Here is a 13397-nt window from a genome sequence, read left to right on the forward strand (position 1 = left end):
GCTTCACGACCCCTTGTCGTCCATCCCGACGCTCTCGGCGAGGCGCCGGTGGGCATCACAGCCCACAACCGCGCGGATCTCCCCGGTGGATGCTGCCATCTTACGGTGCAGGTGCTGGGCCTTGGCATCGGCGATTCGTTTGCACGAAGCCAGCACCCGCGCCTCGGATAGCCGCCCGGTCTCTACCGCCTCGGTCACGACAACAAGCGCCTGTCGTTGCGCTGCCTCGTCCTCGCAGATCAGCATGAGATCGCCTCCGGCCTCAATGAACCGAACAGCCGCCTCACCGGGATGGGTGCTGTCTGCGATCCCCTTCATCAAGAGGTCGTCACTAATGACCAGATTACGAAAGCCCAATTCCTGCCTTAGCAGATCGGTCAGAATACGTCGCGATAGCGTGGCCGGATGTTCCGGGTCCAGGGCAGGCAGCAGGAGATGAGCCGTCATCAGCGCCGGGATACCTGCCTTGATTGCGTATGCGAATGGGGCAAGTTCTACTGCCGAGAGGCGGCCAACGTCGTGCGGCACGACTGGCAGCGCCAGGTGAGAATCGACTGTCGTATCACCGTGGCCAGGGAAGTGCTTGCCTACCGCAATCACACCCTCGGACGCGAGCCCTCGGTAAAAGGCGATCCCATGTTGGGCCACCACCTGCGCGTCTGAACCGTAGCATCGACCCGCCATGACCGGGTTTGCCGGATTGCTCAGGACATCAAGCACCGGCGCCATATTCATGTTGATCCCCACCACCATGAGCTCCCTGGCTATCGCGGAAGCCACCGCATGGGTCAGCTCGGTCGAGCCAACCGCTCCAACCGCTGAGGCGGATAGCCACCGGGTAAAGGGGGGTGCGAGGCGACTAACCTTCCCACCTTCCTGGTCAATAGCGAAAAAGAGTGGGGTCGGCGAGGCAACTTGTAGTGCGTTCGTAAGAGCCGCAATCTCCTCCGGATCGCCAAGGTTGCGCCCAAACAGGATCAAGCCGCCGGGAGTGAGGTCGCGCACGAAGGTCTTGAGGGCCTCGGATGGCGTGTGACCTTCAAACCCAAGGATGAAGAGCTGACCGATCGCCTCTCGCAGGGTCATCGCGCTTGTGCCTCCTTACTAAGGAAGGCCTGTCGAAAGGCCTCCAGGTCTGCGGGTTGGACCTCTGGCCACGTAGCCATCTGCCGGTAGAGCCCCTCGGGATCTGCGCGCACCTGGTCGAAGAGCTTGCTTGTCGCCTCAACTATTATGTTCACGCGCCTATCTATCAATGAGGTAATGAGCGGTGACAGGAGCTTCGTCACGAAGTGGAAGAACGGATTATCGATCTGGAGGTAGAACTCCGGGTCGCTCTCCATCGAGGTCCGGCTCCCTTCCCGCACTTCACGATACTGCAGGATCAGGACCATCCGACTGGTAAAGCGGAGGAGGTTCGCAAGGGATCGAAACTCTCCCTGAAACCGATAGATGCGCTGATCGCCAGTCGCTGTGATCAACCTCGCTTCGCCTCTTAAGGCGCCACGGTCTTCGACCGTGTAGACGCCTTCCCCGACCTGAGTAACGGTGTACCGATCGAGGGGTGGGTGCAGGCGCCTGGCCAGTTGCGTCGCCAATGGCGGGTGACCCACCAGGAACTCGTAGGTTCGGCGATCTCCTGAAAACCGAATCCGCGGAATCTGCCGGCGCAGGGTCGGCTTCGCGATGATCTCAATCGTCTGAGGGTCCTCAATGGTCCGGCCGATGTCAACTGCGGCCTCCGCCTCGACCGGCCAGGCGAGGGCGGCAGACAGATCAGTCAAGGGCAACGCGCGGAGTGCGGGGTACGGGGTGCGGGGCACTACAAGGAGACCAACGACCAAAATGAGGCCCAAACCAGGACTAGATGTCAGCACGGACGACCCTGGTCGGCGCGCCGCACATAAGTTGGACGCTTCCGCATGAGGACGTGGAAGAAGCCGTTCAGTCCCTCGCGCTCCTCCTCGATCTCCAGGATCTCGCACCGGTCGCTGAAGATTTGGGCGAAGTCGCGCTTGACGAAGAAGTGGTCATAGTGGTTACGGTGGACCTGCCAGTTGCGTGTCCGCCGCTCTCCGGGATAGTGTTTGAACTTGGTGCTGAAGACCGTCAGGTGGAAGTACCCCCCTGGCTTCACAAGCCCCAGCACGCGGTCAAAATAGATCGGCCAGTCGGCCTTCTTGATGTGATGGAATACTCCGCTGTCCACGAGCGCATCAAAACTATCCGGCTTCAATGGCGGTGCAAGGGCATCTCCTAGCAGAAGCCTGATCCTTGGAGTGAGTCGCTTCTCACGTGCTCGCTGCGCAACTGTCCTCAGTGGTGCAGCCAGATAATCAAGGCCAACAGTAAAGAGTCCGGCCTTGGCGAAGAGGAGCACGTGCCGTCCCTCGCCACAACCCAGGTCGAGGACCCGACCACCCCCCTTACGCCGCTTCAGGAGATGCGACAAGCGGCTGACGGCCGGTGTCGGTTCAGTGGAAGGCCAGGGGGTCAGCCCGCCCGACTCGTAGACCTGCGCAAAGAAGTTCCGCTGCCGGGTGTATAACGCACTTTGCCACTCGGATCTCATGCTCGTGAAATCTCCGATACCAAATTCCCCCGTACCCCCCTTTTACAAAGGGGGGGAACTGGGGGGATTTTTAATGGGCGTGCGCACCAGCGGTCAAACTCTTCATGTAGGCTACTACGTCGATGAGCTGCTGGATGGTCATCGAATCGTTGTAGCTGGGCATCTTTGATTTGCCATCAGGACCGAGATATCCTTTATTTTCAGACTTATGGTGATTGATTCGCCAGGCCACGGAGGCGTTCGGATCGATCATCACCTCGACAAAATACTCCGCCGTGTGCATTGCTCCCATCCCCGAGAGAACAGACCCCACATCTCCTTGTTCAGCTTTGGGTGAGGGAAAGTCTTCGCCACGCACTTCATGGCACTTGAAGCATTCGAAGTCGATAAAGACCTGCCGCCCGGCGTGATGATTTCCGGCCGGCATGGCAAACTGCCACCCTTTTGGCATCGCGAGGCCAGACTGCTGCTTCACTGGACCGCCAGGTTGCACCATCGTCTTCTGTGGGGGTGTCACCGCCGGATGATGGTGATGTTCACTGCTCATCTGGGGCTCAGCGCTCCACCCGCTCACAACCCGGAATGCTAGAAGACCACACGTTAAAACAACTCCGCCTATTAACGCCGCGCTTTTGAGAACATGGCGACCTTCGCGTCTTGCCTCTCTCCTCATTACCCACATTGTCTCGCTCCTTCTCACTCTCGATGATATCTTCTTGTTGCGAGGATTACTTTACGAGACAAAGACCCACACCGTGCCCCTCCATCGCTCGATCGAGCGTTCAACTGTGAGCTTGAGCCCCACCCGATAAGGCGCCTCGATCGACTTGCCTCCTGACGCCACTGGCTTGCCGTCTTTGGCGAGGGCGATGACCGTCACCCGGATCGTGCTATTGGGCTCAATGGTGGTGGGCTCCGTTGACGACCCGTCCGGCCCAGCCTTCACCCCAATCGGGTACGACATACTGTCTGCCGTGATGAATATCCCCTCTGTCCAGACCACCCGGATAGTAGAGGCGGTAGGATTTGAGAAAGTGAGACTCACCTCTGCTGATCCAGCATTCGCTTGATCAATCTTGAACGGCACAGGACCCATCCCCTGGGCAGACTGAACCGTCACCTCATGCTTGAGCGGAGACAGCCTGATCGGAGACTTTATCGACCTGAGCTCTGGCGGCAGGAACTGACACCCTGACAGCCACAACAGGGCCACCAACCCTCCCATACCTGCGATCCTCGACAAAACCCTATCAGACAACATCCCTACCTCCTCCTCGGCTCTACCCCTTACCGTGTCCGGCGTTCGTCAAAGGCTGCTGCATATTGCTCGATCAGCCCTTCATCAGCAGTAACTACTCAGGTGTTTAGGCTGTAGGCTGAAGGCTGTTAGCCGCTGCGCATAGACCGAATCAAGGCGCCCAGGACTTTCTTCTCCTCGGCCATCAGGCGGCGGACCAACTCCAAGGCCGCCTTGATCTGGGCGCTCCTCCACCGGCCACGCATTGATCGCTGACGCATATCGCTGCTTTGGCCCCATGCCCGCCATCCGCCCTTTTTACCCTTGCAAGCAGAAATCTGTCACGCAAAAGCCCTCGGCCGGTCGCCCTAAAAAATTGAGGTCACCAGCAATAAGAGCGTGAGCACAACTATCACGAAGGCCGTTCCCCAGCCGATTAGGTTGGAGATCGGCGAGTTCACCTGCGCGCCCATGATCTTTCGGTCGTTGATCAGCAGGAGCATGAAGACCAGGACAGCCGGGAGCAGGATGCCGTTTAAGGTCTGGGAGAGATACATGATGGTGATGAGCGGCGCCTTGGGCCAGAGGATCAGCAGCGCGCCGGCGCCCACCATGCTGAGGTAGATGCTGAAGAACCCGGGAGCCTCGCGAAAGGTCCGATTGATGCCCGTGTGCCAGCCAAGCCCCTCGCAGACCGCATAGGCGGTGGAGAGGGGCACGATGGCCGCGGAAAAGATGGAGGCGTTCAGCAGACCCACGGCAAAAAGGAGCGTGGCGTACTGGCCTGCGAACGGTTCGATCGCCATCGCAGCCTGTTCGGCCGTCTCGATCTGAATACCGTTCGCATTGAGGGTGGCACCGCACGCCACGATGATGAAGAACGCCACGGCTGACGCGACAATACTGCCTGTCCAAACATCGAACTTGACGTACCCATAGTCCTGGCGCCGAACTCCCTTATCGACGATCGACGCCTGGATGTAGAACTGCATCCAGGGCGCAATGGTGGTTCCCACGAGGGTGATGAGCATAGTGAGATAGTCGCGCTCGATATGGAAGGTTGGCCTGGCAGTCTGCCGCAGGACGGTGGGCCAATTGGGGCTGGCCAGAAAGGCCGACACCAGATAGACGACATAGAAGAGGCTGGCGCCGAGGAAGATCCGTTCCACGAGGCGGTACGTCCCCTTGACGACCAACCAGCCCACCAGGAGCGCGGCCAGCGGCACCGTTGCGTATCGGCTCCACCCAAAGATCTCCATGCTCGCCGCCACGCCCGCGAATTCGGAAACGGTGTTGGCCAGGTTCGCCAGCACGAGAACCACCATCACGCCAACAGTGATCCGGACCCCAAACCGCTCGCGGATCAGCTCGGCCAACCCCTTGCCGGTCACGACCCCCATCCGCGAGCCCATCTCCTGGACGATGCCGAGGGCGATGGTGATGAACAACAGCGACCAGAGCAGACCATAGCCGAACTGGGCGCCGGCAAGGGAATAGGTCGTGATCCCCCCCGCGTCCTGATCGACGCTGGCGGTAATGATCCCCGGGCCCATGATGGCGAGGAAACGGAGGATCCGCCGCTTCTTGATCCGCGAAAGCCGCATCGAGTGTCCTGGGTGGTGAAACGGTTAGATGTACTTTTTCGCTGCCCGTTGTTTCCATATCATCGGGAGGAGTAGGTTCAGGACGTCATCGACAGTGACGATCCCTCTGAGCTCCCCCCCCTCATCCACCACCGGCACGGCCATTAGATTGTACCTGGTGAAGGTCTCGGTGACCTCGCGCAGGCCGGTCTCCGGCCGAACACTGATGGTTTGCCGCTCCATGATCTCATCAAGCCGCTGGCTCTGGTCGGCCAGGATCAGCTCCCGAAGGCTCAGTACCCCTACCAGCCGATCCAGGTCGTCGGTCACGTAGATGTAGTAGATAGTCTCGGCCTCGGCCCCCTCCACAGATCGGAGCCGACCAATCACGTCGGCCACTAGGAAGTCTGGCCGCAGAGCAAACGCCTCTGTGGTCATGAGCCCACCGGCGGTATCTTCCTCGTGCGTGAGCAGCTCAACCACATCCTGGGCACCATCTTCCTCCATCGTATCGAGGAGCTCCTGCGCCTTCGCCTCCGGCAGGTCGCTCAAGATGTCGGCCGCCTCATCAGGCTCCATGCGCTCCAGGATATCGGCGGCCTGCTCACTCTCCATCATCTGGACCATCGAGGCTTGAACCTCCGGCTCCGTCTCGGTCAGCGTCTCGGCGGCGGTCTCTTCGTCTAAGGACTCCAACACCCCTGCTCGCTCGCTCGGACTGAGTTCCTCGATGATGTCGGCGATGTCAGCCGGATGCAGCTTCGCCAGTTTGGCATAGGTTGCGCGTCGCTTGGTCTTGGTCAGCTCAGTCTCTACCGGCTCGACAACATCCCAGGAGATCGTCTCACGTTCCAGGTGGGTCTTGAACAGGCTCGCGATCTGCTCAGCCATTGCCTCGGAGCCGAGATGCCTGAGTAGGCCACGCAGACCTGCCTCGACCGCCACAAGCTGCAGCCGCCCTTCTACCTCCTGGAATTCAAGATCGTTGACCCGGATCACCTTGCAGCGCTTGGTATCCACCACCTTATGGTCCAGGAGGCTCTGCGCCAGCTCCATCTCCTCAGGCCGCAACGGAACAGGCTGAAGCGCCTTAGCCGCTTGAGACAGATGAATCGCCGCCGGCCCCCGCTCAATACGCGCCACAGCCTCCCACGGCAAAATCAGCTCTTCCTTCTCGGATGTCAGGATCGCGAGCTTGGTCACCGGGGGCAAGGCCCCCAACGGTAAGAGGATCAGGTCCTTAAGGTGACCCACAAGCTGCCCATCGGTATCGAGTACCGGACAGCGACGCAACGCGGAGAAGAGGAGAGGCATACTCTCCGCCGGCATTTGACCCTCTACCTCCCCCTTCATATCTGACCGCTTCGCATGCCTCTGCGGACCAGCGCATTGAAGGTGGAGGAGTTGGCAATCTCCTTTTTGTAGATGAGCGGATCGTTCTGGAATCGTTTCTGGATGTAGCTGTCCACTCGATCCTTTAACTCGTATGGCAACGGTCTATCATCACCTGTAGTCTCAGACGTGTCAGCCGGATCGCCGTACATCGGGTGAAGCTTCCTTAGTGCTGCTGCCGCTTGCCCTGGTGTGTGACCCTCCCCTGACCCTTTTAGACAAATTGTATACCGCTGGAGCCCGTCAACCTTTTCGATGAGTACTCGCTCAATGGCAGGAAGATTCCACCACCACCGTATATCTGCATCAGTCACACCTTCCTGTCTCTTCCTGGCAAGTTGTTCTTTAATGAGCGGATCTGTCGATTCTCGTTGAAGCAACTGATCTCCGGAATCTTGAGCCATGCCATCTGCCTTCGAGCGTTTCAACTCCTCTTTCGCGTCATGGATCATGTCTCTAGCGGTGCGTAGTGCCTCACTGGCCGGTATGCCCATCATCGACTCAAACATCCGAGCATGCGTTGCCTCAAGCTGCCGTTCGTAATCTGACTGCTTTAAAAACAGATCGGAAAGGAAGCCCATTGGTAACCCTCCCTACGATTTTTACAAACCACAACGTAACTACTCAGGTAGATAGGCTGAAGGCTGAAGGCTTTTAGGGGTGAGTAATGCGCGATCAAAGAAAACTCAGAAAAGGTCTTGAATGGCTCGATTCGTGCCTTGCGAGATAATTTATAACCTTCAGCTCAGTTACGGGTGGAAAAATCTCCCCCCGACTTAATACATGCCGGGGCAGGCTCTAGCCCCTCTTTTCCAAAGAGGGGGACTATCCGTTTCCCCCTTTGAAAAAGGGGGATTAAGGGGGATTTTATAAAAACATACCACATTTTATTTAATGATTTCCCGCCTATCACTGAATGGTTACTTCTTTACGTTCATTTTCGTTGAGGGTCGATACCCTGCGGCTTGCCGCGAGTTCGTCATACCGGCGGAAGCCGGTATCCAACAGGGCCGACTGGATTCCCGCATATCCAGTACGGGGCAGGCTTGTCAAGCACGGAATGACAATCAAAAGAAAAGGACATCTGGCGCACTATCCTCGTTTGTCCGTAGGCAGGAACGCAGCACACCTGCCGCATAGGAGGCGCAAGTTCTGTAGCCTAGTGGGCGCGGCTGACCTCAGCCTTGTCCGCTACGTCATCCTCCTTCACGATCGAGCCTCGCTTGCTGAAGAGCACCGACAGCCCCAGGACGGTCACGCAGGTCAAAACGATAATAGACCGAGTGCCAAACCCAATTTCACGGATGGCCAAGGGTGCGATCAGGATCGCGACCAGGTTCATGACCTTGATCATCGGGTTGATGGCCGGCCCTGCGGTGTCCTTGAACGGATCGCCGACCGTATCGCCGATGACCGCAGCCTTATGACAGTCAGTTCCTTTGCCGCCGAACAGCCCCTCCTCGATCTTCTTCTTGGCATTGTCCCATGCCCCGCCGGTATTCGCGAGGAACACCGCCATTAGCTGACCGGTGAGAATCGCTCCGGCAAGGAAGCCGCCAAGCGCAGGCGCGCCGAAGGCGAACGCGACCAGGATCGGGCTGACAATCGAGAGGACGCCCGGTCCCAGCAGTTCCTTCTGCGCCGCAGCCGTCACGATCTCCACGCACCGACCGTAGTCGGGCTTCTCCTTAAACTCCATGATCCCCGGCTTCTCCCGGAACTGCCGACGGACCTCTTCAACCAGAAGAAAGGCCGCCCGGCTCACCGCCTGGATCGCAAAGGAGCAGAAGAGGAACGGAACCGCCCCACCGATCAGGAACCCGATGAAGACCTCTGGCAGGTTTACCTGGATCCCCGTCTCTAAGAGGTGCGCCTCGTCGATAAAGGAGCGGAAGAGGGAGACGGCCGCGATGACCGCGGTGGCGATGGCCAGCCCTTTCGTCAGGGCCTTGGTCGTATTGCCGACCGCGTCGAGCTTGGCGACAATCCGATGTGCCTCAATTCCAGAGGGCGTCCTGGGGGCGTTCTTCAGCGCGCCAGACATCTCGAAGATGCCGCTGGCGTTGTCGGAAATGGGGCCGAAGGTATCTTCGGCCAGCACGAAGCCGGTGGTCGCCAGCAGCCCCAGCCCGGCCAGGGCGATCCCATAGGCTGACAGCGAAACGCTCCCACCGAAGATGCTGTATGCGCCAAAGATAGTTGCGGCGATGGCCAGGATGGCCCACACGCTCGACTCGAGGCCTGCGGCAAACCCGGAGAGGATCAGCGTCGCCGGCCCTGTCCGGCTGGCATAGGCAATCTCGGTCACAGGCTTCTTGTCGGTCGCGGTGAAATACTCCGTCAGCCACGAGATCACCAGCGCCAGGGCGATCCCCATCGTATTGGCCAGAAAGACGCGCCACCAGAGTGTGCCGTACTTCGGGCTCACGATGTCGCCAAGGTAAAAGTAGCTCACAATGAAAAAGCCGACAACCGAACTGAGCGCAGCTACCCAGAAGCCGAAGTTGATCGGCTTCATCGGGTTCATGTCGGGATCATCCTTGCCCCGAACGCACCAGGTGCCGAGGATCGAGCCGAAGACACCCACGGCGCGGATCAAGAGGGGATAGATGATCAGGGCCAGGACGACCTTGGAGGCGCTGGCAGTACCGCCGAACGACTCGACAAAGTCCTTATCCAACATGGCCCCGGCTCCCAGGATAATCGCCGCCACCAGCGTCACCTCGTACGACTCGAAGACATCGGCAGCCATCCCGGCGCAGTCGCCGACATTGTCGCCCACATTGTCGGCGATCGTGGCGGCGTTGCGCGGATCATCCTCCGGAATCCCCTTTTCAATCTTGCCGACCAGATCGGCGCCCACGTCAGCCGCCTTGGTGAAGATGCCTCCTCCCATACGCATGAACAGGGCGGCGAGCGACCCACCAAAGCCAAAGCCAACCAGAATCTTCATCGCATTCTCTTTGAACATCAGGAAGATGATGGTCGCGCCCAGGAGCCCAAGGCCGACGGTGAACATCCCCGAGACGGTCCCTGCCCTGAAGGCGATTTCCAGCGAGCTCTTGAAGCTATGGAGAGCGGCGGCGGCGGTTCGCACATTGCCTTTCACGGCCAGCAACATCCCGACGTATCCGGCGCCATAGGAGGCTGCGACTCCCATGAGAAAGGCAAACGCTACGCCAAGAGGTAGGAGCATCCCTTCATAAAGCGTACGATACATGAAGAAGAGGCCGATTGTGATGGCGATGACGAACCAGATCATCGTCTTAACCTGGCGCGCGAGATAGGCCATCGCCCCCTCTTCAATCGCCCTGGCCACATCCTGCATCGCCTGGCTGCCAGGGTCTTCTTGCATCGTCTTTCTTGCCAGGTAGGCCCCATACCCCAGGGAGATAAAGGCCGAGACCAGGACTAACCAAAGGATCTTCCATTCCTGCGGGCCAAAGGCTGGCAGTGCAACGTTCGCTTCACTCATACAACGTGTCTCCTATCATAGGGATCAATGGTCAGTTATTGAGCGTAGTGGATCCAACGCTTCTTTCCAGATTCCGTTCGCCCTGAGCCTGTCTAAGGGTGAAGCATTTCAACGGGTTGCGTTCATGGGTTCGACAAGCCTGTCCTGAGCCCAGCCGAAGGGCTCACCACGAACGGATTGTAAAGGCATGCGTGAGACGCTCCACTAGTTACCAAAGAGGCCGAGCTGGTCCTGATCCTCCTCGGTAAAGGCAACCGGGTAGCAGCCGGTGAAACACGCGTTGCAGAAGCCCCCCCCACCCTGGGTTCCCTTCTCGGCGGACTGGTGCAATCCTTTCAGGCTCAGGTAGCCCAGGCTGTCGGCGTGAAGGTACCGCCGAATCTCCTCTGCGTCGTGCGTGGAGGCGATGAGCTCCTTGCGCGTTGGGGTGTCAATCCCGTAGTAACAGGGAAAAATCGTGGGGGGGGAGCTGATCCGTACATGGACCTCCGTAGCCCCGGCCGCCCGTATCATCGACACGATCTTCCGACTGGTGGTTCCGCGGATAATAGAGTCGTCCACCACCACGACGCGTTTTCCCTCTAACACCTCACGGATGGCGTTGAGTTTGATCTTAACCCCAAAATGCCTGATCGCCTGCTTAGGCTCGATAAAGGTCCGACCGACATAGTGATTGCGGATAAGGCCGTGTTCAAACGGCATGTGGGCCTCTTCGGCAAAACCAAGCGCTGCCGGAACTCCGGAATCGGGAACAGGAATCACCACGTCGGCCTCGACCGGGTACTCCCGCGCCAATTGTCTGCCAAGCTCTTTACGAATCCCCGCGACAGACCGACCAAATAAGAAGCTGTCCGGCCTGGCGAAGTAGACATACTCAAAGATACACTGAGACTTCGGTGCGGGTGGGAACGGAGAAAACGTGTGGACCCCACTTTCATTGATCAGGACGAATTCGCCTGGCTCTATGTCGCGGACGAAATCCGCCTCGATCAAATCGAAAGCGCAACTTTCGGACGCCAGGACCCACGCCTCACCAAGTTTGCCTAACGAGAGAGGACGAAAGCCGTAGGGATCCCGGATCCCCAGCAACTCGGTATCGTTCATGATGACCAGGGAGTAGGCACCCCGAACCTGGCTCAGTGCATCGACCGAAGCCTCCAGTAGGTTTGGCTCCCGTGAGCGAGCAATCAGGTGAACGATCACCTCGCTGTCGGTTGTAGAGTTGAAGATGGACCCTTGCGCCTCGAGATTGTCGCGGGTCTTCTCGGCGTTTGTCAGATTACCATTGTGCGCAAGGGCAAGCTGACCACGTTTGTAGCCGGCCAGCAGCGGCTGCGCATTCTTGACCTGCGAGGTCCCGGTCGTGGAGTAGCGGACGTGACCTATGGCAATCGCCCCTCTGAGGCGGCGAAGCTTGGTCTCAGAAAAGACGTCGGCAACCAGCCCCATGGCCTTTTCGAGATGCAGAGACTTACCGTCAGAGGCCGCAATCCCAGCGCTTTCCTGCCCCCTGTGCTGGAGCGCATACAGAGCCAGGTAGGCGAGGTTGGCGGCCTCCGAATGGCCATAGATCCCCACCACCCCGCACTCCTCGCGAAACTTATCGAACCTCAGCGTAGACATAGAAACCAGCTTTCAGCTATCAGCAGCCAGCAATGCACGACTCCGCAGCAAGCTGCGGGGTTTCATCTTCTGTTCTGGCCCGTCATTCCGTACTTGACACGCCTGCCCCGTACTTGATACGGCCTGCCCCGTACTCGATACGGGGGGGGAATCCAGCCGGGCCCTCTGGATACCGGCTTCTGCCGGTATGACGAACTTACGGCAAGCCGCAGGGAATGAACCCCCAGTGGATTCAAGAATCAGCTATTGGAGGCTGACAGCTAATCGCTGCTTTTTACAGCACTCGCTTGAGGCCATGAATGGCCTGGCGGGTCCGGTGTTCGTTTTCCACCAGGGCGAATCGCACATACTCGTCCCCGTACTGTCCGAATCCGATCCCCGGGGACACGGCAACCTTCGCCTTGTCGAGGAGGAACTTCGAAAATTCCAGAGACCCCATGGTCCGGTACGACTCAGGGATCTTTGCCCAGACAAACATGGTTCCCTTCGGCTTCGACAGATTCCACCCGATCCGGTTCAGCCCATCTACCAGCGCATCGCGCCGCGTCCGGTAGATCTCAACCGTCTGCCCCACGCATTCCTGCGGGCCGTTCAGCGCGACGATCGCCGCGATCTGGATCGGCTGGAACATCCCGTAATCCAGGTAGCTCTTGAGCCGCGTGAGGGCTGCGATGATCCGCGGATTGCCAACACAGAAACCGACCCGCCAGCCCGGCATGTTGTAGCTCTTGGAGAGCGTAAAGAACTCCACCCCGATCTCCTTTGCCCCAGGTACTTGCAAGAGGCTTGGTGCCTGATAGCCATCAAAGGTCAGGTCCGCGTAGGCAAGATCGTGGATCAGGATCAGGTGGTGCTCCTGAGCGAACGCCACCACCTTTTCGAAAAAGGCGAGGTCCACGGTAGCGGTGGTGGGGTTGTGGGGAAAGCTCAGGATCAGCAGCTTGGGCGGTGGCCAGCTCTCCCGATGAGCAGCCATCAGCGCCCCATAGAAGTCGGTGCCCTCTTCAAGACGAACGCTGCGGACGTCCCCCCCGGCGATGATCACGGAGTAAGGGTGGATCGGGTAGGTCGGACTTGGCACCAATGCAACATCCCCGGGTTCCACTACCGCCAAGGCCAGATGCGAAAGTCCCTCCTTGGCGCCGATGGTCGCAATCGCCTCCCGCTCGGGATCGATCTCAACCCCATATCGCCGCCGATACCAATCAGCGATGGCCAGCCGGAGTTTCGTAATCCCGCGCGATGCGGAGTACCGATGATTCCGAGGGTTCCTGGCTGCCTCACAGAGCTTCTCGACGATGTGTGGAGGGGTTGGCAGGTCGGGGTTGCCCATCCCGAAGTCGATAATGTCATCGCCACGAGCGCGCGCCTTGACCTTCAGCTCATTCACGATATTAAAGACATACGGGGGCAACCGACTGATTCGGTGGAACTCCTCCATCTGCGCTCCTTTTGGTCACCGTGGCGACCGCTCATCTCTATGGAAAACTCGCCCTCACGCTACCAAAAGGAGCT

12 protein-coding genes are annotated in these 13397 nt (G+C 58.9%); all 12 read right to left on the reverse strand.

Annotated features, from left to right (window positions below; translation table 11 throughout):
* Positions 1–3: 3 nt before the first annotated feature.
* The gene (gene nagZ, locus CLG94_RS09590; RefSeq protein WP_107563001.1) at positions 4–1086 is read right to left on the reverse strand and encodes a beta-N-acetylhexosaminidase; all 1083 of its coding nucleotides are present in this window, start codon (positions 1084–1086) and stop codon (positions 4–6) included.
* Positions 1083–1877: a hypothetical protein gene (locus tag CLG94_RS09595; protein ID WP_107563003.1), complete on the reverse strand. Its 795-nt coding sequence runs from the start codon at positions 1875–1877 to the stop codon at positions 1083–1085. The genes nagZ and CLG94_RS09595 overlap by 4 nt, the downstream gene beginning before the upstream one ends.
* Entirely contained in the window at positions 1871–2572 is a 702-nt protein-coding gene (locus CLG94_RS09600; RefSeq protein WP_107563005.1) for a class I SAM-dependent methyltransferase, read from the reverse strand. Before CLG94_RS09600 ends, CLG94_RS09595 begins: the two co-directional genes overlap by 7 nt.
* Positions 2573–2642: 70 nt before the next feature.
* Entirely contained in the window at positions 2643–3119 is a 477-nt protein-coding gene (locus CLG94_RS09605) for a c-type cytochrome (protein WP_161954123.1), read from the reverse strand.
* Positions 3120–3305: 186 nt separating this feature from the next.
* Positions 3306–3833 carry a hypothetical protein gene (locus CLG94_RS09610; RefSeq protein ID WP_107563008.1) on the reverse strand — a complete coding sequence of 176 codons (528 nt, stop codon included), beginning with the start codon at positions 3831–3833 and terminating at the stop codon, positions 3306–3308.
* A gap of 125 nt (positions 3834–3958) precedes the next feature.
* Positions 3959–4090: a hypothetical protein gene (locus CLG94_RS13805; protein WP_275666227.1), complete on the reverse strand. Its 132-nt coding sequence runs from the start codon at positions 4088–4090 to the stop codon at positions 3959–3961.
* 87 nt (positions 4091–4177) lie between these two features.
* On the reverse strand, positions 4178–5413 hold the full coding sequence (locus tag CLG94_RS09615) for an Nramp family divalent metal transporter (RefSeq protein WP_107563010.1): 1236 nt from the start codon (positions 5411–5413) through the stop codon (positions 4178–4180).
* 24 nt (positions 5414–5437) lie between these two features.
* Positions 5438–6721 (reverse strand): magnesium transporter MgtE N-terminal domain-containing protein, encoded by a 1284-nt coding sequence (locus tag CLG94_RS09620; protein ID WP_161954124.1) that lies wholly within the window; start codon positions 6719–6721, stop codon positions 5438–5440.
* A 20-nt stretch (positions 6722–6741) separates the two neighbouring features.
* On the reverse strand, positions 6742–7365 hold the full coding sequence (locus CLG94_RS09625; protein WP_107563014.1) for a hypothetical protein: 624 nt from the start codon (positions 7363–7365) through the stop codon (positions 6742–6744).
* 578 nt (positions 7366–7943) lie between these two features.
* Complete coding sequence (locus CLG94_RS09630; protein ID WP_107563016.1) at positions 7944–10259, reverse strand: sodium-translocating pyrophosphatase; 2316 nt, start codon at positions 10257–10259, stop codon at positions 7944–7946.
* A 204-nt stretch (positions 10260–10463) separates the two neighbouring features.
* Positions 10464–11882 carry an amidophosphoribosyltransferase gene (gene purF, locus CLG94_RS09635; protein WP_107563018.1) on the reverse strand — a complete coding sequence of 473 codons (1419 nt, stop codon included), beginning with the start codon at positions 11880–11882 and terminating at the stop codon, positions 10464–10466.
* Positions 11883–12156: 274 nt separating this feature from the next.
* Positions 12157–13323: an alanine transaminase gene (gene alaC, locus CLG94_RS09640; RefSeq protein WP_107563020.1), complete on the reverse strand. Its 1167-nt coding sequence runs from the start codon at positions 13321–13323 to the stop codon at positions 12157–12159.
* Between the last annotated feature and the right edge of the window lie 74 nt (positions 13324–13397).

Source organism: Candidatus Methylomirabilis limnetica (assembly GCF_003044035.1).
Taxonomy (GTDB): domain Bacteria; phylum Methylomirabilota; class Methylomirabilia; order Methylomirabilales; family Methylomirabilaceae; genus Methylomirabilis; species Methylomirabilis limnetica.